The 20,847-nt window shown below is 66.4% G+C and carries 19 protein-coding genes; 11 read left to right on the top strand and 8 right to left on the bottom strand.

The window, feature by feature from the left end; translation table 11 throughout:
- Positions 1-52: 52 nt before the first annotated feature.
- From AC4D2M_RS03475 to acs, 4 genes are all read right to left on the bottom strand, one after another.
- Complete coding sequence (locus tag AC4D2M_RS03475) at positions 53-1,786, bottom strand: dipeptide ABC transporter ATP-binding protein (RefSeq protein ID WP_490890011.1); 1,734 nt, start codon at positions 1,784-1,786, stop codon at positions 53-55.
- Between the two features lie 4 nt (positions 1,787-1,790).
- Positions 1,791-2,267, bottom strand: a complete 477-nt coding sequence (gene aroQ / locus AC4D2M_RS03470) for a type II 3-dehydroquinate dehydratase (RefSeq protein WP_490890009.1) — start codon at positions 2,265-2,267, stop codon at positions 1,791-1,793.
- Between the two features lie 51 nt (positions 2,268-2,318).
- On the bottom strand, positions 2,319-3,617 hold the full coding sequence (locus AC4D2M_RS03465) for an MFS transporter (protein ID WP_490890007.1): 1,299 nt from the start codon (positions 3,615-3,617) through the stop codon (positions 2,319-2,321).
- A 145-nt stretch (positions 3,618-3,762) separates the two neighbouring features.
- A complete protein-coding gene (gene acs / locus AC4D2M_RS03460; protein WP_490890005.1) occupies positions 3,763-5,745 on the bottom strand; it encodes an acetate--CoA ligase in 1,983 nt (660 codons plus the stop codon).
- Between the two features lie 303 nt (positions 5,746-6,048).
- Here acs and AC4D2M_RS03455 point away from each other — a divergent pair, with 303 nt between their 5' ends.
- The 3 genes from AC4D2M_RS03455 to AC4D2M_RS03445 are packed head-to-tail and all read left to right on the top strand — an operon-like array spanning position 6,049 to position 8,846.
- Positions 6,049-7,335, top strand: coding sequence for a hypothetical protein (locus tag AC4D2M_RS03455; RefSeq protein ID WP_490890004.1), 1,287 nt, complete (start codon positions 6,049-6,051; stop codon positions 7,333-7,335).
- A 51-nt stretch (positions 7,336-7,386) separates the two neighbouring features.
- Positions 7,387-8,166, top strand: coding sequence for an endonuclease III (gene nth, locus AC4D2M_RS03450; RefSeq protein WP_490890002.1), 780 nt, complete (start codon positions 7,387-7,389; stop codon positions 8,164-8,166).
- A complete protein-coding gene (locus AC4D2M_RS03445) occupies positions 8,163-8,846 on the top strand; it encodes an NUDIX hydrolase (RefSeq protein ID WP_490890000.1) in 684 nt (227 codons plus the stop codon). Before nth ends, AC4D2M_RS03445 begins: the two co-directional genes overlap by 4 nt.
- Here AC4D2M_RS03445 and AC4D2M_RS03440 read toward each other — a convergent pair whose 3' ends face one another.
- Positions 8,847-10,553 carry a bifunctional 3'-5' exonuclease/DNA polymerase gene (locus AC4D2M_RS03440; RefSeq protein WP_490889997.1) on the bottom strand — a complete coding sequence of 569 codons (1,707 nt, stop codon included), beginning with the start codon at positions 10,551-10,553 and terminating at the stop codon, positions 8,847-8,849.
- Positions 10,554-10,668: 115 nt separating this feature from the next.
- Here AC4D2M_RS03440 and ssd point away from each other — a divergent pair, with 115 nt between their 5' ends.
- From ssd to AC4D2M_RS03405, 7 genes are all read left to right on the top strand, one after another.
- Positions 10,669-11,736 carry a septum site-determining protein Ssd gene (ssd, locus tag AC4D2M_RS03435; protein ID WP_490889995.1) on the top strand — a complete coding sequence of 356 codons (1,068 nt, stop codon included), beginning with the start codon at positions 10,669-10,671 and terminating at the stop codon, positions 11,734-11,736.
- Positions 11,733-12,923: a TadA family conjugal transfer-associated ATPase gene (locus AC4D2M_RS03430; RefSeq protein WP_490889992.1), complete on the top strand. Its 1,191-nt coding sequence runs from the start codon at positions 11,733-11,735 to the stop codon at positions 12,921-12,923. The genes ssd and AC4D2M_RS03430 overlap by 4 nt, the downstream gene beginning before the upstream one ends.
- Position 12,924: 1 nt before the next feature.
- The gene (locus AC4D2M_RS03425) at positions 12,925-13,647 is read left to right on the top strand and encodes a type II secretion system F family protein (protein WP_490889991.1); all 723 of its coding nucleotides are present in this window, start codon (positions 12,925-12,927) and stop codon (positions 13,645-13,647) included.
- Positions 13,644-14,207: a type II secretion system F family protein gene (locus AC4D2M_RS03420; protein WP_490889989.1), complete on the top strand. Its 564-nt coding sequence runs from the start codon at positions 13,644-13,646 to the stop codon at positions 14,205-14,207. The genes AC4D2M_RS03425 and AC4D2M_RS03420 overlap by 4 nt, the downstream gene beginning before the upstream one ends.
- Positions 14,208-14,435: 228 nt before the next feature.
- A complete protein-coding gene (locus AC4D2M_RS03415; RefSeq protein WP_490889987.1) occupies positions 14,436-14,726 on the top strand; it encodes a DUF4244 domain-containing protein in 291 nt (96 codons plus the stop codon).
- Positions 14,727-14,753: 27 nt separating this feature from the next.
- Positions 14,754-15,101 (top strand): TadE family type IV pilus minor pilin, encoded by a 348-nt coding sequence (locus AC4D2M_RS03410; RefSeq protein WP_490889985.1) that lies wholly within the window; start codon positions 14,754-14,756, stop codon positions 15,099-15,101.
- Positions 15,098-15,466 carry an Rv3654c family TadE-like protein gene (locus tag AC4D2M_RS03405; protein ID WP_490889983.1) on the top strand — a complete coding sequence of 123 codons (369 nt, stop codon included), beginning with the start codon at positions 15,098-15,100 and terminating at the stop codon, positions 15,464-15,466. The genes AC4D2M_RS03410 and AC4D2M_RS03405 overlap by 4 nt, the downstream gene beginning before the upstream one ends.
- 28 nt (positions 15,467-15,494) lie before the next feature.
- On the opposite strand, the gene AC4D2M_RS03400 is transcribed toward AC4D2M_RS03405, so the two are convergent.
- Both AC4D2M_RS03400 and AC4D2M_RS03395 read right to left on the bottom strand, forming a co-directional pair.
- On the bottom strand, positions 15,495-17,849 hold the full coding sequence (locus AC4D2M_RS03400; RefSeq protein WP_490889981.1) for a DEAD/DEAH box helicase: 2,355 nt from the start codon (positions 17,847-17,849) through the stop codon (positions 15,495-15,497).
- 59 nt (positions 17,850-17,908) lie between these two features.
- Entirely contained in the window at positions 17,909-18,559 is a 651-nt protein-coding gene (locus tag AC4D2M_RS03395; RefSeq protein ID WP_490889979.1) for a GNAT family N-acetyltransferase, read from the bottom strand.
- 97 nt (positions 18,560-18,656) lie between these two features.
- Between AC4D2M_RS03395 and trhO the strand changes: the two genes are divergently transcribed.
- On the top strand, positions 18,657-19,574 hold the full coding sequence (gene trhO, locus AC4D2M_RS03390) for an oxygen-dependent tRNA uridine(34) hydroxylase TrhO (RefSeq protein ID WP_490889977.1): 918 nt from the start codon (positions 18,657-18,659) through the stop codon (positions 19,572-19,574).
- Between the two features lie 13 nt (positions 19,575-19,587).
- Here trhO and srmL read toward each other — a convergent pair whose 3' ends face one another.
- Positions 19,588-20,700, bottom strand: coding sequence for a PheS-related mystery ligase SrmL (gene srmL / locus AC4D2M_RS03385; RefSeq protein ID WP_490889975.1), 1,113 nt, complete (start codon positions 20,698-20,700; stop codon positions 19,588-19,590).
- Positions 20,701-20,847 lie beyond the last annotated feature (147 nt).

The raw sequence follows: 20,847 nt of genomic DNA, 5'->3' as shown, positions 1-20,847 counted from the left end.
CTCTCCAAGGGAGGGTGACCGGCCGCCGTCGTACCGTGGTGGATCCGGGGGCTCAGGCGATGTTCAGTTCGTTGCCCGGGATGGAGGCCAAAAGCTTCCGGGTATAGGGGTGGCGGGGGTTCTGGAACACTTCCTCGGAACTCGCAGCTTCAACCAGCTCGCCGTCCTTCATGACGCACACATAGTCCGAGATGAGCCGGACCACGGCGAGGTCGTGGGAAATGAACAGGTAACTCAAACCCATCTGGGACTGCAGGTCGCCCAGAAGCTTGAGGATCTGCGCCTGGACCAGCACGTCGAGGGCCGAGACGGGCTCATCACACACGATCAGTTCGGGCTTCAACGCCAGGGCGCGGGCGATGGCGACGCGCTGGCGCTGACCGCCGGACAGCTCCGACGGGTAGCGCCGCAGGGCGTTGTGGGGCAGAGCCACCTGGTCCATCAGCTCCCGAACCCGGGCAGAGCGCTCCTTCTTCGAACCACGCTTGTACGCGTTGAGGGGCTCCTCCACGATGCGCTCGATGGTGAACATCGGGTTCAGCGACGAGTACGGGTCCTGGAACACCGGCTGCACGCGCTGCCGGAAGTCGTCGAGGTGCGCCTTGTCGAGGGTTGCCACGTCCATGCCGTCGAAGGTCATGGTGCCGGATGTGGGTTCGATCAGCTTGAGGAGCATGCGCGCCGTCGTCGTTTTGCCTGATCCGGACTCACCCACGATTGCGACGGTCTGCCCGCGCGGGATGTCCAGCGTGACGTTCTTCGCGGCGTAGAAATCCTCGGAGCTGCCGCGTCGCTTGTAGATCTTGGTCAGGTCACGGATCTCGACGATATTGTCGGTAGGAGCCGCTTCCTCGACCGACTCGGCGTCCGCCTGATGCTCCTGGAAGGCGGCCTGCGCCGCGGCTGTGCGCTTCGCGGCGTCCTCGTGATACGCACCGGGGCGCAGCCGGACAGCCGCTACGCTCGGCGCAGCCCGGACGAGAGACCGTGTGTAGGGGTGCTGGGGATCATTGAGGAGCTGCGCGGCGGGGCCGGTCTCCACAACACGGCCGCGGTGCATCACCACGAGCTCCGACGCGCGTTCAGCTGCCAGACCCAGGTCGTGGGTGATCAGCAGGACAGAGGTTCCGAGCTGCTCGGTCATGGAATCGAGCTGGTCCAGGATGGTGCGCTGCACGGTGACGTCGAGGGCGCTGGTGGGCTCATCGGCGATCAGCAAACGCGGACGGCACGCCAGACCGATGGCGATCAGCGCGCGCTGGCGCATGCCGCCTGAGAACTCGTGCGGGTACTGCTTGGCACGGTCGGCGGCATCGGGCAGGCCTGCCGCAGACAGCACCTCGACCACGCGCTCCTTGACGTTTTTCTTGTTCGCCAGGCCATGGACCATCAGCGTCTCGGCCACCTGCGTGCCGATCTTGGCCACCGGGTTGAGGTTGGACATGGGATCCTGTGGTACCAGCCCGATCGCGCGGCCCCGGATGCTGCGCATCGCCGATTCGGGGAGCGGGACCAGATCGCGGCCCTCGAACAGGATGCTGCCGCGGGTGACCCGCCCGTTGCCGGGCAAAAGCCCGATGCAGGCCATCGCCGTCGTCGATTTCCCGGAACCTGACTCGCCCACGATCGCCAGCGTCTTTCCCCGGTGGAGAGTGAAGCTGGCGTCCTCGACGGCGGATACCTCGCCGTAGGTAGTGCGGAAGCTGACTGCCAGGTTCTTCACCTGAAGCATGGGAGCATTTTCGGCGCCATCGACAACGCTGTCGATTGAGGTGATTTCCGTCATAGGTCTATCGTGCCTCATAACCGCCGGTCATCAGGTCCTGCCGCGTCAGTTTCCGGACAAGGTGGTCAATGGCCAACCGGTAGCCGTCCACGCCCGCCCCCACGATGACAGCGTCGACCACCGCCGACAGATAGGAGTGATGCCGGAACTCCTCCCGCTGGTGCACGTTGCTGATGTGCACCTCGACGGTCGGCAGGTTTACTGCGCTGATCGCATCCCGCAGCGCAACCGAGGTGTGGGTATAGGCGGCGGCGTTGATGATGATCCCGTCCGCCGTTCCCGCAGCACGCTGGATGGCGTCAACCAGCTCGCCCTCATGATTGGACTGCCTGCAGTTGACGGCCCACCCGTGTGCACCGGCGGCCGAAGCGCAGAGCTCCTCCACATCGTCGAGCGTGTGTGATCCGTACACGCCCGGCTCCCGGGTGCCAAGCAGGTTCAGGTTCGGGCCGTTGAGGATCAGCAGGGTAGTGGTCGCCATGGCTTAACTATGCCTGATGCGGGGGTTACGCCCCGCTGGGTGCGCCGGGCGTCAGTCGCTCGTCAGCGCAGGCCGGCGCAGGCGTGCTGCCGCCGTCGCGCCGGCAACCGTCACGATGCTCATGAGCGCCAGTACGACGCCGGGATGCCACCACGCGCCGTCTGTCGCCTCGCCGAAGGCCTGGGTGATCGACGGCGCGAAACCGGCGACGATTGCGGCGATGCTGTAGGAGAAGGACAGGGCGGTGAAGCTGGTGCTCGGTTCGAAGAGGTCGGCCATGAGTCCTCCGAGAGCAGCCCAGCTGGCGGTCGGCAGGATTCCGCCGAGCAGAATCGCCGCGACATACAGGGGGGCGTCCGCAATGCTGATGACCCAGTACAGCGGGAAGCTGATCAGCGCGGTGCCAATGGCACCGCCCGCCACGACCTTCGCCGAACCGATCTTCATGGCCAGCCAGCCGAACGCCGGAATGGTCGCCAGCTGCAGCAACGAACCGATGAGCGCCGCGTTCAGCACCGTTGCTTCCGACAGGCCCAGCCGCTCGGTCCCGTACGCCTGCGTGTAGGAGACCATGAGGAAGTAGGAGCCGATGCCGAGGACGGCCGACGCAATGGCCACAACGACGGCGGCCGACTGGGACTGCAGCACGCTCAGCAGCGGTACGCGCACCTTCTGTGTGGTCCGGAAGACCGGCGTCTCGTCGATCGCGAGGCGAAGGTAGAGGGCGACGGCGAGGAACGGGAAGGCGAGCAGGAACGGGATGCGCCAGCCCCACGTGCTCATGACGTCCGGAACGGTTACGGCCAGAATGAGGAAGATCAGCGAGATCAGCATGGTGCCCACCGGAGAGCCCAACTGGGGGATGGCCGCGTACAGTGCGCGCTTGCGTTCGCTCGCGTGTTCGGTGGCGATCAGAATCGATCCGCCCCACTCACCTCCCAGCGACAGGCCCTGGAGCAGGCGCAGGACGGTCAGGATGATGGGCGCCCACACGCCGATGACGCTGTAATCGGGAAGAAGACCCACGGAGCCCGTGGCGAGGCCCATGAGCAGGATGGTCCAAATGAGGGTTTTCTTCCGGCCGATCCTGTCACCAAGGTGACCGAACAGGATGGCCCCGAGCGGACGGGCGACGAAACCCATCGCGAAGATCAGGAACGCCGACAGGGTGCCGGCGAGCGGGTCCTGTGCGGCGAAGAAGACCTCATTGAAGACAAGTGCGGCGGCCGTGCCGAAAACATAGAAGTCGTAGGACTCAAGGGATGTTCCCACGAAGGACGCGGCAGCGGTCTTCCGGGCCATTCCGGGGCGGACGGCCGGCGTCGGGCGGGATGCGGTAGAGGTGGACACGATTCGAAATTGTCCTCGCCGCCCGCCCGGCGCGGCCACTTTTTCCCGGCAACGTCACAGGCCTGCTTGACCCAGCTCACAGTCCTGTCGCCCGGCGGCCTCTTCGAGCGAAGCGGCCGCCGGGCGACAGGGATCCGGCAGGACCCTACTTACGCAGTGACGCGGCGATCTGCTGCATGATTGTCGGATCGGACAGCGTGGTGGCATCGCCCACCTCACGGCCCTCCGCGACGTCCTTCAGCAGGCGGCGCATGATCTTGCCCGAGCGGGTCTTGGGCAACTCCGGAACCACCAGGATGTTGCGCGGCTTCGCGATCGGTCCGATCTCTTTGGCGACGTGGTTGCGCAGGGTGGTGACGACGTCGTCGTCCTGAACCGCTGAGCCACGCAGGATTACGAAGGCAACCACCGCTTCACCGGTGGTCTCATCCGATGCACCGACGACGGCGGCCTCCGCCACCGACGGGTGGCTCACCAGCGCCGACTCGATTTCCGTTGTTGACAGGCGGTGACCGGAGACGTTCATGACGTCATCCACCCGACCGAGCAGCCAGATGTCGCCGTCCTCGTCCCGTTTGGCGCCGTCGCCCGCGAAATACATGTTGTCGAACCGGGACCAGTAGGTGTCCTTGTACCGCTCCGGGTCACCCCAGATTCCGCGGAGCATCGCCGGCCAGGGCTCGCGGATCACAAGGTAGCCTCCGGAGCCGTTGGGGACGGACTGGCCCATCTCATCAACGACGTCCACCGCGATGCCGGGCATGGGGACCTGCGCGGAGCCCGGTTTGCACGCCGTGACGCCGGGCAGCGGGGCGATCATGTGCGCGCCGGTTTCGGTCTGCCACCAGGTGTCGACGATCGGTGCGCGGGTTTCCGAGCGTCCTCCGTTGCCGCCGATGATTTCCCGGTACCACATCCACGCTTCGGGGTTGATGGGTTCGCCGACCGAGCCGAGGACGCGGATGGAGGAAAGGTCGAACTTCGCGGGGATGTCGCGGCCCCACTTCATGAATGTACGGATGGCTGTGGGCGCCGTGTACAGGATCGAGACCTTGTACTTCTCGACCAGCTCCCACCAGCGGCCCTGGTGCGGGGTATCCGGAGTGCCCTCGTACATCAGCTGCGTGGCGCCGTTGACCAGCGGGGAGTAGGCGACGTAGCTGTGGCCCGTGACCCAGCCGATATCCGCGGTGCACCAGAAAACGTCGGTCTCGGGGTGCAGGTCGAAGGTGTTTTTCTGGGTGAACGCCGTCTGGGTGAGAAAACCGCCGGTGGTGTGCAGGATGCCCTTCGGCTTCCCGGTGGTCCCTGAGGTGTAGAGGATGAAGAGCGGATGCTCGGAATCGTGTCCCTCGGCGGTGTGCTCCTCGGAAGCCGGTTCGACGACGTCCTCCCACCACGCGTCCCGGCCTTCGGTCCATTCGACCGGTTCGCCGTTGCGCTTGACCACAACCACGTTCTCCACGGTGTGCCCGGGACGTTCCAGGGCGCCGTCCACGGCGGGTTTCAGGGGGCTTGGCTTGCCACGGCGGTACGTGCCGTCGGAGGTGACCACCAGCTTGGCTTCGGCGTCGTCGATCCGGCTGCGGAGGGCGTCGGCCGAGAATCCGCCGAAGACCACGGAGTGGATGGCCCCGATGCGTGCGCAGGCCAGCATGGTGATGACTGCTTCGGGGATCATGGGCAGGTAGATGGCTACGCGGTCCCCTTTGGCGACGCCGAGGGACTCGAAGGCGTTGGCGGCCTTCTTTACTGCGGTGGTGAGTTCGGCGTAGGTGTACGTGCGGGTGTCGCCGGGCTCGCCCTCGAAGTGGATGGCGACCCGGTCACCGCGGCCCTGCTCCACATGGCGGTCCAGCGCGTTGTAGGCCGCGTTGACCTTCCCTCCGACAAACCACTTGGCAAAGGGGGCTTCCGACCAGTCGAGGGCCTGCGAGAAATCCTCGTGCCAGGTCAGCAGTTCACGTGCCTGATTGGCCCAGAACTCCGGGCCTTCCTTACCCTGCTCATACAGGTCGGCCGTGGCGATGGCGTTGGCCCTGAAACCCTCGCTGGGCGGGAAGCGCCGTTCCTCATGCAGCAGATTTTCGAATGCGTCACCCGCGTGAATCTGGGTGTCTTCAGACATTGTTGAACCCCTTAGGCCAATCGGTGCTTCGGGCGGACGTGAACAGACTTCAACAGCCCGCGTATGTGTCGTGTCCCACATTAGTAGCGGCTTCGCCCGAACGGTGTGCCAGTGGTCACAAGACAGATGCGAAAGGCACTGTTTCTGCGATGAGCGGTGAGCGCGCGACGCCGACATGTCCCATCATTGATATGAAAGGAAGTGGGCGTTGACTAGGGTTGTCAAAGAAATCCGAAACCGGCGCAACGCCCTCGGCACCCTGACTGCGGCACGCGCCGCCGTTATGAAACGGAGAATCCAGACATGACCGAACAGCGCCAGTACGACGGCGGCGCCGGCACCGCGCATAGCTCGCCGGTGCAGCAATCCGGCCGGTCCGAGACACCAGCTGATCCCTCCACGTCCGACGAACACACGGGGCCGGAGGCTGTAGCCGGTCCCTTCACCCTCCGCGAGACAGTCATCGGCGCTTCCGTGCTGGTGATGTTCATCGGCACCATCCTGCCCTTCGCGGACGGCGTCAACCTCTGGCGCACGTTCTCCCTGTTTTTCCTCGGTATCGGAATTCTCCTGCCGGTCACCGCCCTGGCGCTGCTGGTGGGCCGCCGGCTCGGCGCGAAGGGTCTGCGCGTCGGTTCGCTGTCCGTGGACCAGTTCGCCTCCGTGACCGCGTCGTTCGCCACTGCCTTCTTTTTCCTGCAGACGGTCACCACATTCGGTATCGGCTCCTTCGTCGCGCTGCTCGGATCGGTCGCATTCTTTGTGGCCACTGTCGGCGGCCCCCACCTTGGCGTCTTCAAGCCCGACTTCGCAGGGCGTCCGTCGTCGTCTGCGCACCGCATTGCCCGCGAGGCGCTGCCCGCCAAGCCCCGCCCGCCCAAGCCGGTCCCGGCAGAAACGGCCAGTGGCTGGAACAGCCCACACACGTCCGATGCACCCATTACGAGCGGTCCGAGCAGCGCCGGCTACAGCGCCGGTTACGCCGTGGCGGGTTACGCGGCAGGCCAGGGAGCTGCTGCCTCGAAGAGCTCCGCCGTCGAGCAGCAGCCCGAGGATCACGCATTGCAGTCCGAGAGCGCCCAGGCGCACAAAGAAACCCGCGAAGAGCAGCCCGCCCCTGGTGGGTCAACGGCCGTTCAGGCTGCCCCCGCCGAGGCCACGGCCGGTCAGGCTCAGCCCGCCCCGGCTGAGACCGGCACTGATGCTCCCGCCGAGTCCGACGGCCCCGCGGCTACCGTGGCGCAGCCCAAGGTTGAGGAAGCATCCGGGAAGAGCGTCGCGGAACAGACGTCCCAGCAGGCTGCACACACTGATGAGCAGGCGGCACACCCGCGGACGGAGTCAATTTCGGCTACACGTGACGCCGAGGATGACGAGCCCGTGGTTGAGGCCTTCTGGTTCGCCGTCGGAACGCCGCGCTCGGTGGTGGATGAGCAGACGGGAGCAACGCTGTTTGTCCTGCAGCCCGGGGATTGGGAAGTCGGTATCGAGGACCGCGGACACGAATTCCTGGTTCAGGACAAGCGGACGGGCCGCATCGGCGTGATGCGGGACCTGCGGAACATTGAGCGCGCTCCCACCGAGGGGTAGCCACACGGAACGAACGGGTCGGCGGGAACGGAAGGGGAAGACGGGGTCAGCGTGGATGTATCACCTATCGCTCTGAAGCGCCGCGCGCGCAGGATTCATCGCGAACTCGCCGACACCTATCCCTATGCGGTCGCCGAACTGGACTTTCGCAACCCCTTCGAACTGTTGGTCGCAACTGTCCTGTCGGCGCAGACCACGGATGTCCGGGTCAACCTGACCACGCCGGCGCTGTTCGCACGCTATCCCGATGCACGCACTCTCGCCGAAGCCCCCGAAGACGAACTCCAGGACATGATCCGTCCCACCGGGTTTTTCAGGGCAAAGTCCCGGAGCCTGCTCGCGCTCGCCACCAGGATCGTCGACGACTTCGATGGTGAGGTGCCGGGCCGCCTGGAGGACCTGGTCACCCTGCCGGGTGTGGGACGCAAGACGGCCAACGTGGTGCTCGGCAACGCCTTCGGAGTACCCGGTATCTCCGTTGATACCCACTTCGGCCGGCTGTCCCGCCGCTTCGGGTGGACCACGGAAGATGACCCGGTGAAAGTGGAGTCCGACGTCGCCTCCCTGTTCGAGCGGAAGGACTGGACAATGCTCTCGCACCGGGTGATTTTCCACGGACGCCGCATCTGTCATGCCAAGAAGCCGGCCTGCGGCGCGTGCCCGGTGGCAGCGCTCTGCCCCTCCTACGGCGAGGGTGAGGTGGACCAGGAGAAGGCGCGGAAACTGCTCAAGTACGAGTTTGCGCCCGGTCGCGAAGAGCTGCACCGCCGCATGCGGGAGGGCGCCTCGCGTGCCGAGCTCCTGGCCGCCGGGTTCACGCTGAGCCCATGAGCGCGTACAGCCAGTTGAAGGCCTTCGCCGAGCGTTCGACACCCATCGGTCCAGGTGTGGATACCACCGAGTCCTGGCAGCTGCGGGGCATGGACATCGCAACTGCCAGGGCCGCAGCCGTCCTCATCCTCTTCGGGCATCTCGATGATCGGCCGGCCAGGGTCCACTCCACCGCGGTGCCCGATGATCTCGATGTCCTGTTCGTGACACGCGCTGGAACATTGCGCAGCCATCCCGGTCAGGTGGCCTTCCCGGGCGGGAAAATTGACGACGGCGACGCCGATCCCGTCGCTGCAGCCCTGCGCGAGGCGGAGGAGGAGACCGGGCTGGATCCCGCCGGCGTTGAAATCCTTGGCGCCCTCCCGGAGGTCAGCCTCCCGGTCAGCAATTACCTGGTGACTCCAGTGCTCGCGTGGTGGGCCTCGCCGACGCCGGTGCGCGTGGTGGACCATGCCGAGTCATCACACGTCTTTCGTGCACCCGTCGCTGACCTGCTCTCAGCCGAGGTGCGCTTCACCGCGGTGGTCCGGCGGAACGGACGTATCCACAGCACGCCGGCCTTCACGATCGATGGAATCACGATCTGGGGCTTCACCGGCCTGCTGCTTTCGAGGCTTTTCGACGGGTTGGGCTGGACGCAGCCCTGGGATGAGACCAGGGAACGCGACGCGCCCATTTAGCTACTTCGCATCAGCGTAGGAGTCCACCACAACAACGCTCACCGGGAACTCCACCGGGATCTCGCCGAACATCAGCCGCGCGGCGGCGCGGGCGGCCTCGGTGACCATGGCGGACACCTGGTCCGCGAGTTCACGCGGCACGTGCAACATCACCTCGTCATGCAGGAAGAAGACGAGGTGCGCTCGGGCGAAGTCGGCAGTGTCCGTGCGCAGCCGGCGTCGTAATTCGGCCAGCCAGCACAGGGCCCATTCGGCCGCGGTCGCCTGGACAATGAAGTTGCGGGTGAAGCGGCCGCGTGACCGCGCGAGGGAATCAGCCCGCTGCTGCTCCGCGGCGCTGCTGGTGCGCTGCGCAGCGAGCCACCGGTCCGAGGGCGGTGGGCAGCCGCGGCCCAGGAAGCTGGCGACGACGCCGCCCGCCTCGCCCGTTCGTGCCGCCGCCTCCACCACGGAGATTGCCTGCGGATAGGTGCGGGTGAGCTGCGGCATGAGACGGCCGGATTCGCCCGTGGTTGCGCCGTACATCGCGCCGAGCATCGCGACCTTCGCCTTGGCGCGGTCGCCGCTGAATCCCTGGTCCGCAATGCCCTGGTAGAGGTCGAGGCCGCGTCCGGCTGCGGCCAGGGCGGAATCCCGGCCGAGCGCGGCGAGCACCCGTGGTTCCAGCTGCGCGGCATCCGCGACGATGAGTACGTTGCCGGGGTCCGCGCGGACGGCGTCGCGTACCTGATGGGGGATCTGCAGCGCACCGCCGCCGCGTGATGCCCACCGCCCGGACATACTGCCGCCCACGACGTACTCGGGCCGGAACCGGCCGTCGTGCACCCAGGTGTCCAGCCAGGTCCAGCCGTTGGCGGTGAGGAGCCGGGAGAGTTTCTTGTACTGCAGCAGCGGTGCGATTGCGGGGTGGTTATGGCGCTGGAGCTCCCATGATCGGGTGGACGAAACTTCGATGCCGGCCCGGTGAAGGGCGCGCAGGAGCTCCTGCGGGGAGTCGGGGTTGAATCGTGGATTGTCCAGGGCTGCGCGGAGCTCGCCGGCAAGCCGCTCGAGTTCGGCGGGGCGATGACCTTCCCTCGGGCGGAGTCCGAGCTGCGATTCAAGCAGGTTGTTGTGGATGTCTGCGCGCCACGGGATTCCGTGGAACTCCAACTCCGCGGCGATCAGGGCGCCGGCAGACTCGGCCGCCAGCAGCAGGGCCAGTTGGGCCGGACGCTTGCTGTTCCTGAGCGCGTGCTGCTGCGCCGCGAACTCCTCCGTGACCTCGAGTGCATCGGCGCCGGCTACGGGTTGAACGGCCTCGAACAGGCTGCCCTGGAGCGGCGACGGCGCCACGGGCGGCAAGGCACGGCCGGGATTCGCGTCCTCGGCCTCGGCCGGTCGTGACTGCAGGCGGCTTCGGTAGCCGGTCTCGGCACAGTCCGGGGAATGGCGCATGATCTCGCGGCTGAGGGCGATGTCATGGCAGCGCTCAACACTGATACCGGCGGCGAGCAGGCCGGGATACCAGGTCCGGGTGCTGTCCCAGACCCATCGGGTTTCGGGACGCTGCAGCCTGCGGACCGTCTCTGCCAGCTGGTCTGCCGGAACGACTACGGCCTCCGCAGTTGGGATTCCCGCCGGGTTCAGGGGCAGGAACGCTACCTGCGCACCGTCCGATCCGCTGATGCGCTGCCCGATCGATGGCGGCGCGAGGACGATGTACACGCCTCCTATTGTTGCCCACCCCGAGGCGCCGACTATTCCTGCACTTCTGCTGGAGATATCCACATACGCAGTACACGGACGTGGCGTGGCTTCTCCCGGCGCGCAGGCTTTTCCTATGTCTTCCTGGATTCCGGCTGCTGATTCGGCCGCCGTCGTGCTGGTCAGCTCCTCGCAACGCATTCGCGACGAGGTGGCACGCGTTGCTGTTGCTGCGGGTCTGGTGCTGGCCAGCGCCGCCTCGGTAAGTGACGCTCTGGCGATGCGCCCCGCCGTCGCGCTGCTGGACAGCGAGAGTGCGAGGCACGCTGTCCCGGGGTGTGCGGTCATTGTGGTCGGACTCGATGGTGAGGAATCAAACGCCTGGACCGCGGCTGCGCGGTGCAATGCGGATCGGGTGGCGATCCTGCCACAGGCTTCCGGCTGGCTGGCCGAACACCTGGGCATGCTCCAGCGCGCCAGGGATGAGGGAACCGTCGTCGGAGTGCTGGGCGCGGCAGGGGGAGTAGGCGCCAGCACCATCAGCGTGTGGCTTGCCGCCTGTGCGGCAGCACGGAGCCTGCGCCCGCTGCTCGTTGACGGTGACCCGTTCGGCGGTGGGTTGGAGCTTGCCCTCGGCAGTGAAGGACTGCCCGGGGTACGGTGGCCGGACCTTGGTGAGGTTCGCGGCAGCGTGAACCCGGACCAGCTGGTTCACGCACTGCCGTCGATGGACGGGTTCTCACTGCTGTCGATGGGCACCGAACCGCCGGCTCCGGGCGTGCTCGCATCCGCAGCGGTACCCCCGATCATGGAGGCGGCGCGGTCCGCATTCGAACTCACGGTGGTCGATGTGGCGCGCGGCTGGTCAGCGGACGGGTCCCTGCTTCCGTACTGCGACAGCATCCTTCTTGTGGTTCCCGGTCGTGTCCGGGCAATCTCGGCCGCGCGGTCCCTGGTGACCCAGCTCCAGCCGCTTCCCGTCCGGGCTGTGGTCCGGGGTCCGCTCGGCCCGAACCTCGACCCCGGCAGGGTTGCAGATGCAGTCGGCGTGCCGGGAGCCGGCTACCTGCCTCACCTTCGTGCCGCTGCCGCCACCGAGAACCAGGGGAGGGTCCTGGAACCGGCACGTCACCGAGCCGTCCGGTCCTTCGGGCGTTCCGTCCTCGACGCCGTGCTACCTGAAACGCTGAAGGCGGCCGCATGAACCGGGAGGTCAGGACCCGCCGGGCCCGCCAAACCGCCCAACTCTCGGATGCGGCCATGGTCGCGCAGGTCCGTGACGCCGTGCTGAGCGAGGCCGCACCGGTTACAGGAGCCAGACTGGCGGCCGCCGTGCAATCGACCGGACGACTACTCGGTTCCGAGGGAGCCTTCCGCACGCTGGACCGGGTCCGCGCTGAACTGCAGGGGCTCGGTCCGTTACAGCGCTTCGCCGAGGATCCGGCGGTGACGGACATTCTTGTCAACGGCCCGGGCGCCGTCTGGGTTGACGACGGCGCCGGCCTGCGTCGCACCGACCTCACCTTCGCGAACGATGCGGACGTGCGCGCGCTCGCAGCCCGGCTCATTGCCGCGGGCGGGCGCCGACTGGATGACGGAAATCCCTGCGTGGACGTGCGTCTGGACCGTTTCCGGGTGCATGCGGTTCTGCCGCCGCTCTCCACGGCCGGAACGCTGCTGTCCATTCGCATCCAGCGGCAACGCCACTTCTCCTTCGACGAGCTGGTGGCCTCGGGTGCGCTGGACCACCAGATGGCCGCGGTGCTGCGCGGGATAGTGAGGAAGCGGCTGAACTTCCTTATCAGCGGCGCCACGGGCACTGGGAAGACCACCCTGCTCGCCGCCCTGTTGTCACTGAGCGGACCCGATGAGCGGTTGGTCACGGTCGAAGACTCTGCTGAGCTCAGTCCTGCCCATCCCCATGTCATTGGACTCCAGAGCAGGCACGGCAATGTGGAGGGCAGCGGGTCGGTGGACCTCGCCGAACTGGTCAGGCAGGCCCTCAGGATGCGGCCGGACCGGCTCATCGTCGGTGAGTGCCGCGGCGCCGAGGTACGTGAACTGTTGGCAGCGATGAATACCGGACACGACGGCGCGGGCGGGACTATCCACGCGAACTCGGCCACGAGTGTCCCCGCCCGGTTGTCGGCGCTCGCAGCCCTCGCCGGGATGGAGGCGGCACCGCTGGCGCTGCAGGCAGCCAACGCGCTCGACGTCGTCATCCATGTCATCCGTGCCGGACCCGGACGGACCGTCTCGGAGATCGGTGTTGTCGAGAAGGCTCCTGGCGGTGAGCTGGTGGTCCGCGCAGCGCTGACACGAAACGGCGCCACGTCGGACCGTGGACCGGCGTGGGAAATGCTGGCGGCGAAGCTGGACCGGGGCCGCTGACTTGAGCAGCGCACTCGTAGCCGGATTGATCTTCGCCGCCTGCTGGGTCCTCGCAGTGCCGCGCCGCCCGCTGAATGGCGCGGAGTCCAGACGGCGAAGTTTCATTGCGCTCACCCGGGCTCCCCTTCGGAAGAGACGTCCGAAGACTGACCCACATGAAATTCCCCTGTTCGTCCACCAACTGACAGGCCTTCTTCAGGCCGGACGGACCCCCTCGCAGCTGTGGGGTGATGCGTTCGGCGTCCACGGCAGCACAGGATCAGGGTTCTCGGTTGCGGTCATGCCGACGCTCCAATCGGCCCATCAGGCTGCGCAGCTTGGTCTCAGCGTCCCGGAGGTCCTGCGCGAAGCTGCGTCCCGCACTCGTGATCCTGCGTTGAGGACGCTCTGGCAGGATCTGGCGGCATGCCAGGAGGTTGCCGAGCGTAGCGGGGCGCCCCTGGCCGCCGTCCTTGCGCGTTATGCGGTGCAGCGCGAATCCCAGCTGGACTCCGATGCTGCCCGCGACACCGCGCTCGCAGGTCCCCGCGCCACCGTCCGGCTGCTCTCCTGGCTGCCGTTGTTCGGACTGGCAGTCGGTTACCTGATCGGGGTCGACCCGCTGGCCGTCCTCCTCGGTTCCGTGCCGGGCATCGCAGCGTTATGTGCCGGGTTCGTGCTCATGGTGGCAGGCAGGATCTGGTCGAGCCGTCTCGTTCGGGCAGCCGCAGGAGAACCAGCATGACCGGTGTACTTGTCGCGGCGCTCCTCTGGGCCGGCTGTTGGCTGCTTCACCGTTCACCCCCGCTTGGGTATCGATGGTCAGCCGGCATGCGGAGCGATCCCGTCGGGATCGAACGGGAAGGGCTCCACGACCCGGCACTGATGATGGATCTCATGGCAGCCATGCTCGCCGTCGGATCACCACTGGACCGGGGACTGGACGTCCTCGCGCGTTCATCCTCACCGCCGGTCAGTGCTGCCCTGACCGCAGTCAAAACAGCACTGGACCTTGGCGCGTCCTGGGAGGTGGCGTGGGCAGCGGTCCCTTCCACCGGGAGCACCCAAGCCGCGCATGAACTCGGGCATTCGCTGCGATTCGCCGGAACAACAGGAGCCCCGTCCGCCGCCGTGGTCACCGCGCACGCCGCACAGTGCAGGCGCAGGAGGAACCGGGAAGCGGAGCAGCGCGCTGCCGCTCTCGGTGTGCGGCTGGTCGTGCCGCTGGGCCTGTGTTCCTTGCCGGCATTTGTGTGCCTTGGCGTCATCCCGATCCTTGTCGGTTTGTTTCCCGCCTTCAGCTGACAGCTTGCCCGTCGTGGGTGAACCCGGCAGCGGAACGCGTCCGCTCCGTCTGATGCTCCACAGCCCACGGGAATGCCTGCACTTGTCCACTTAGCGGCCTCTCCATCAGCTCTGAACCCGCCCACGCGAAACACTCGAAACAGCCGCTGACGCGGTTTGGCCGGAACGGCACACGCTGCCCCGGCAGCCCGGAAGTACCCACAAGAAACAATCAACCAAGGAGTTGTCATGACACGTTCCACCACCGCAGCAACAACAACCGCCTACGAGGACCGGCGGGAATCCCCGGCCCAGGAACCGCCGCTGGCGACTGTTACCTCACTGCGGCCCGAGACCGTTGAGCCCGGCCGCAGGAGGTCCGGGCTCATGCGATCAGAGGCAGGACTGGCCACCGCCGAGTACGCGATCGCAACGCTGGCTGCTGTCGGCTTCGCCGCACTGCTCGTCGCCGTGCTGTCGAGCGGGGAGATCCGCGGCATGCTCATGTCGCTGATCACCAGCGCCCTCAGCTTCGGCTGACGTTTCATGCGGCGGACAGGATCGCAGGTGAGGAACCCCACCGAGGACGGGGCAGTAACAGCGGAGGTGGCAGTGGCGTTTCCTGCGGTGGTTGCACTGTTGGCAGTTGTCCTCGCCGCTGCGGCAGTGGGACTGTCCCAGCTGCGCATCGAGGAAGCGGCAAGGGCCGGTGCCCGTGAAGTCATGCGAGGCGAGACGGCCGCCGTCGTTGGGGCAACTGTCCGCCGTATCGCCGGAGAGCAGGCGCACATCGCTGTTCAGTCCGGGGACGCCTTCAACACGGTGACCGTATCGACCACTGTTGACGTGCCCGTGCTTGACCTGTTCGACGTCGACCTCTCGGCTAGCGCAGTTGCCGTGCCGGAGCGGAAATGACGTGCTGCCACCCGGGACGGGAAAGCGGGGCCGGCACAACGTTGATGGCGGGTGTCGCAATGGCCGCGGTGCTGCTGCTCTCGGTTGTCGTCCTGTTCGCCCAGGCGTCTGTAGCGGCATCGAGGGCAGCAACGGCAGCAGACCTGTCAGCCCTCGCGGCGGCCGACGCCGCGAGGGGGCTCCGCGATGGGAGCCCGTGCGTGGTCGCCGCGGAGGTTGCCCGGCACCAGAACGCACGGCTTACGGGCTGCTCGGTTGAGGGAGGATCCGGACACATAGTCGAGGTTCACACCGAGGTGGATTCCATCCCGGCACTGCCTCCGGCGTCGGGGCGGGCACGAGCAGGCCCACCGCCCGTTCCCTGATTGACCCGTTCCCTGATTGAAAGGAGGACTACGCGTCGAGCATGCCATTGCCTGGCGCAGGCTCACCGTCCGGAGCCTGCGCCAGCAGCATGTCGAGCAGGGCCAGCGCGCCGTCCTTGCTCAGGGGGTTGTTGCGGTTCCCGCACTTGGGCGACTGGACGCAGGAGGGACAACCGGTGTCGCACTCACACGCCCGTATCGCCTCCGCAGTCGCGCTGAGCCACGTTTCCGCCGCCTCGAAACCCCGCTCGGAGAAGCCGGCGCCACCCGGATGGCCGTCATATACGAAGATGGTCGGCAGTCCTGTGTCAGCGTGCAGCGCGGTCGATACCCCGCCGATATCCCATCGGTCGCTCGACGCAACCAGCGGCAGCAGGCCGATGGCGGCATGTTCCGCGGCGTGGAGCGCGCCCGGAAGATCCGCCGCAGTGATGCCGCTGCGCTCGAGCAGCTGGTTATCACATTCGAACCACACGCTTTTCGTAAAAAGCTCGCGTGCGCCGAGATCCAGCGGCTCCTCGCCAAGGATTTCGTTGGAAACGAACGCCTTCCGCTGGAAGGAAATCACCTGGGTGGTCACCTTCACCTCCCCGAAGCACACCCGGATAGGACCCCACGGCACATTGCGTTGCTCAGAGATCACCTCAATCTGTGTGACGTCCCGTGCCTGCGTGTAGTAGTCCGGGTTTGAACGGGTCACCATCGCGCAATGGTCCTGCTCGTTCAGTTCATCCACAACGTAGCTTTGGCCCTGGTGCACGTACACCGCGCCGGTGTGCGCCTGATAGTGGCTCTGGGGCGAGTCCATGGTCCCGAGTACCGTCCCAGTGTCACTCTCGATGATGTTGATGGGCCCACCGCCGTCCGCGCGCAGGTGGACCATGCCCGCAGCGCTCTGCGGATGTGTCCAGAACCAGCCCGCAGGGCGGTGGCGCAGCAACCCCTGATCCACCAGCTGATCCAGCAGCGCCGGCGCGGTCTCGCCGAAGAGCGGCAGGTCCTCGACGGTCAGCGGCAGCTCTGCGGCGGCTGCGCACAGATGCGGTCCAAGGACATAGGGATTGGCGGGATCGAACACCGTCGCCTCGACCCCAACGTCAAACACCGACTCCGGATGATGGACCAGATAAGTGTCCAGCGGATCATCACTGGCAACGAAGGCGGCAAGCGCGTCCTGGCCGGAACGTCCCGCCCGACCGATCTGCTGCAGCAGCGACGCGCGGGTACCGGGCCAGCCGGCCACCAGGACCGCGTCCAGGCCGGAAATGTCGATCCCAAGCTCCAGCGCTGACGTGCTCGCGACGCCCAGCAGCCGGCCGGAACGCAGTGCCGCCTCCAGCTGACGGCGCTCCTCGGGCAGGTATCCCGACCGGTATGCCGCAACACGCGGCGGGAGTTTCGCGTCCACCTCACTGAGCAGCCGCTTGGTGTTCGCGGCGATGCTTTCCGCTCCGCGGCGCGATTTGATGAAGGCGATCGTCCGAACCTGCGCCGACACCAGGTTTGCCAGCAGATCCGAGGTCTCCGCGATGACAGTCCTGCGCTGCCGGGCGCCGTTCTCACCCCGAAGGTCGGTCAGCTGCGGCTCCCAGAAAGCTACCGTCGTCGACCCGTGCGGCGAGGTGTCCTCGGTGAAAGCACTGACCGGTGCGCCGATGAGCTTCCCGAAGGACTGCGCGGGTGCAGCCGAGGTCGCCGACGCCCCGATGAACACCGGGTCCGCCCCGTAGTACGCGCACACCCGGCGCAGCCTCCGCAGCAGATTGGCAACGTGCGATCCGAAGACGCCGCGGTAGCTGTGGGCTTCATCCACGATCACGTAGGTGAGACGCCGGAAGAACCGCGACCACCAGGCGTGATTTGGAAGGATCCCGTAGTGGAGCATGTCCGGGTTCGCCAGCACCAGATTGGCGTGGTCGCGGATCCAGCGTCGCGCGCCAGGGTCGGTGTCGCCGTCGTACGTGTCTGCGCGGACGGTAGCCAGCCCAAGGGACGAGATGGCGGAGAGCTGGTCCGCAGCCAGCGCTTTCGTCGGCGACAGATAGAGCGCGACGGCGCCGGCCGGCTCAAGCGAGACCTTTTCCGCCAGTGCGGAACGGTGGATCGCATCCAGGACAGGCAGTTGGTAGCTGAGGGACTTCCCGGACGCAGTGCCCGTGGCGATGACGACGTGCGAGCCTGCGTGAGCGGCATCCGCGGCAGCGCTCTGGTGCTTCCACGGCTCCTGAATTCCCCGTCCCCGGTACGCCTCCATCACATCGGGGTGAACCCACTCCGGCCAGTCGCTGTACACCGCGTCGCGGGCGGGAAGATGCCGGATGTGAACAAGCTGCTCAGGATCTACGCCGCCAAGAAGCGGAATCAGGGAATCATGGGCAGCCACCTGGCTATTTTGTCACCCCGGCACAAATCAAACCGGGTTCACCGTCTGGCTGCCAAGGGTCAGCGACGGATCACGAAGGCGTCAGCCAGATACGTCCAGCCCAGGTGCTGGTACAGGTGGCGTCCGTCTTCGGACGCCATCAGCAGCCCGGTGTCCACCTCGTCTTCGAGGATCGCGGCTGTCAGCGCGCGCATCACGAAACTGCCCAGGCCCCGTCGGCGATAGTTTGGGTCAGTGATGATGCGGTCAAAGACTGCGTGATCATCCTCTTTGGCTACAGAACCCTGTGCCACCTCTTCGCCGTTCACTGTCACTGAAACGCGCCGGCAGTCCGCCTCCCGGATGTGCTCGAGTTTGAATTCGTCGTCCGGGTGACGCGGGTCTTCCACATCCTGTCCGTCCATGTCTGCGCACATCAGGGCCTGCTGATAGTCGGTAATTCGCAGCTGAAGGGGAGAAGATGCATTGATGAGGTCGTGCATGCGGTTGGTGACGACGGTGAGCACACGGGAGGAATCGTCGCGGGTCAGATTGGCGAGTTCCAGGTACTCGCCGATCGTGGGCTCGTAGATGATGGTTTCGAGGTCGTCCTGCTGGTCGGTGAGAAGAACGGACATGCTGCGGCCGTTGTCCTGTGTCTTATAGCCCCGGCATTTAGCCCAGCCGGAAACCCACGTGCGGACGAGTTCTTCAGAAAGAGCGGCTCCCATGCCTGAACGATAGTGGCGGGCAGGCCGGTTGAACATAGCTCAGCCAAGAGGTTGCCGATTTGAGACCTGACGCCTGCGCGCCGGTACCCTTTAATGCGTGTCAATGAACCGAATTGTTCTGTACTATGCGTTCACTCCGTTGCCAGATCCCGAAGCCCTCCGGCTGTGGCAGCGCGCCCTGTGCGAGAAGCTGGGGCTCCGAGGACGAATCCTCATCTCCAAGGACGGCATCAACGGTACCGTCGGCGGGGAGCTGAACGCCGTCAAACAGTACGTGAAGGCAACGCGCGAGTACCCCGCCTTCAAGAAGATGGACATCAAGTGGTCGGAGGGCGGCGCCGAGGACTTCCCGCGGCTCAGCATCAAGGTCCGCGAGGAAATCGTGTCCTTCGGAGCGCCCGGTGAGCTGAAGGTTGATGAGAACGGGGTCGTCGGCGGGGGTACGCACCTCAAGCCGGAGCAATTGCATCAGCTGGTCGATGAACGTGGTGACGACGTCGTCTTCTTCGACGGCCGCAACGCCCTCGAAGCGCAGATCGGGAAGTTCAGGAATGCGATCGTCCCGGACGTGAACACTACCCATGACTTCGTGAGCGAACTCGAATCGGGGAAGTACGACCACCTGAAGGACAAACCCGTGGTCACCTACTGCACCGGCGGCATCCGCTGCGAGGTGCTCTCGAGCCTGATGGTCAACCGCGGTTTCAACGAGGTGTACCAGTTGCAGGGCGGCATTGTGCGCTACGGCGAGACATACGGCGATTCAGGTCTCTGGGAAGGCTCACTGTACGTATTCGACAAGCGCATGCACGTCGAGTTCACCAGGGACGCGAAGACGATCGGCAAGTGCGTGCGCTGCTCCGCGCCCACCAACAAGTTCGAGAACTGCTCGAACCTGAGCTGCCGCAACCTCACCCTGTACTGCGCCGACTGCGCCGCAGATCCCGCCACGCTGCGCTGTCCGCAGGGCTGCGAAACGGACGAGGCCGAAGCCACTGCAGTCGGCGCCGCCTGACCTCAGCCTGACCTCAGCCGGTGAGTTCAAGGATCGGCCCCTCGTGCAGCGCGAGGTACACACGGTCCCGCAGCGCGTTCGCCTCGGCGTCAGTCAGGGTGCGGTCCAGCGCCTGCAGTGTGAGTCGGACCAGCAGGTTCACCTGCCCCTGCCGGGCGTGAAGGCGTACGACGGCGGCGGTCGGCAACTGCTCCACCGGCGTCCGCGTGCGGATTGCGAGCGACTGCATGACGTCGGCGTCCTTCCCGAGCGCTTCCCGGGCGACGTCCCCGAGTGTCTCCTCGTCCGCACCCGGCCCGCACAGGACGGAGAGGTCCCGCCGGACGGCGGGCATGAGCGACACCGGACGCCACGGTTCCAGATCGAGCATCTGTACCGAGACACGGGGGTCGGGCGAGCGCAGCAGCCTGATGTCGTCCACGCTCTTGCGCAGCATGAGGGCCCGGTCCAGTCCCATCCCGAGTGCGAGGCCGCTCCAACGGCGGGGATCCAGCCCGGAGTTCCGGAGGATTCCCGCGCGCACCAGGCCGCACTCCGCCAGTTCCAGCCAGCCGGCCGGAGTCTCGACATCGATCTGCATGCCGTGCGAGGTGTAGGTATGGGTCGCCGGCACCGCACGCCAGCGGGCGCCGGGCAACACCGCGTCCACGACGGCGGCGGCCATGCCGTGCAGGTCCGCCTCACTCAGCAGGCCGCGGGCCTTGAGCCGCCACAGGTCCACCTGGTGTGGAGTACCGACGTGGGTGCGGTCCACCGCATCGCGGCGGTAGACCAGCCCGGGGAGGACATGAAGCCGGTCGTACGGGTCGTGGATCGGAGCCAGTGAGTCCAGCACCGCGGGGATTCCGGCGGATGCGTGGCTTCGGAGCATGACGGTGGGACTGGCATGGCGCGAGTAGCGCGCGTCCCGGGTGACGTCGTCGGGCGCGTAGCCCAGCCGGTCATAGTTGTCCGCCGTTGCAACAAGGGGAGTGGTCCGGTGCACCGTGGCGGGAATGTTCCAGGCCTGCGTCAACCGGGTGACGACGCCGTCGAGCAATTCCTGCATCGCGTGCGGGCCCTGCCCGGGATCCGTGAGGTCGCGGACGGACAGGGCGGAGGTGAGCTGTGGAATGGTGAGGTACATGGCTGGTCCTTCGGAAAGTCGGGGAGGGTTCGTAGGAAGGAACCCCCGGCCGCGGACACCGTGTGGACCGAGCTGGAGTCAGACGCGCAGCGCAGAGCCCTCACGGCCGACAGGCGGCCGGGGGCTGATAAATCGCTGGTTTGCGTG

The organism is Arthrobacter sp. TJ-270 (genome assembly GCF_058269075.1).
Note: the sequence above shows the minus strand (reverse complement) of the source record. Positions and strands in the feature narration are given on the sequence as shown.

What these genes read in the sequence shown, in the direction of transcription:
- AC4D2M_RS03475 (WP_490890011.1), bottom strand. Translation starts at nt 1,786, where the DNA reads ATGACGGAAATCACCTCAATCGACAGCGTTGTCGATGGCGCCGAAAAT.
- aroQ (WP_490890009.1), bottom strand. Translation starts at nt 2,267, where the DNA reads ATGGCGACCACTACCCTGCTGATCCTCAACGGCCCGAACCTGAACCTG.
- acs (WP_490890005.1), bottom strand. Translation starts at nt 5,745, where the DNA reads ATGTCTGAAGACACCCAGATTCACGCGGGTGACGCATTCGAAAATCTG.
- AC4D2M_RS03455 (WP_490890004.1), top strand. Translation starts at nt 6,049, where the DNA reads ATGACCGAACAGCGCCAGTACGACGGCGGCGCCGGCACCGCGCATAGC.
- AC4D2M_RS03445 (WP_490890000.1), top strand. Translation starts at nt 8,163, where the DNA reads ATGAGCGCGTACAGCCAGTTGAAGGCCTTCGCCGAGCGTTCGACACCC.
- ssd (WP_490889995.1), top strand. Translation starts at nt 10,669, where the DNA reads ATGTCTTCCTGGATTCCGGCTGCTGATTCGGCCGCCGTCGTGCTGGTC.
- AC4D2M_RS03430 (WP_490889992.1), top strand. Translation starts at nt 11,733, where the DNA reads ATGAACCGGGAGGTCAGGACCCGCCGGGCCCGCCAAACCGCCCAACTC.
- AC4D2M_RS03420 (WP_490889989.1), top strand. Translation starts at nt 13,644, where the DNA reads ATGACCGGTGTACTTGTCGCGGCGCTCCTCTGGGCCGGCTGTTGGCTG.
- AC4D2M_RS03415 (WP_490889987.1), top strand. Translation starts at nt 14,436, where the DNA reads ATGACACGTTCCACCACCGCAGCAACAACAACCGCCTACGAGGACCGG.
- AC4D2M_RS03405 (WP_490889983.1), top strand. Translation starts at nt 15,098, where the DNA reads ATGACGTGCTGCCACCCGGGACGGGAAAGCGGGGCCGGCACAACGTTG.
- AC4D2M_RS03395 (WP_490889979.1), bottom strand. Translation starts at nt 18,559, where the DNA reads ATGGGAGCCGCTCTTTCTGAAGAACTCGTCCGCACGTGGGTTTCCGGC.
- srmL (WP_490889975.1), bottom strand. Translation starts at nt 20,700, where the DNA reads ATGTACCTCACCATTCCACAGCTCACCTCCGCCCTGTCCGTCCGCGAC.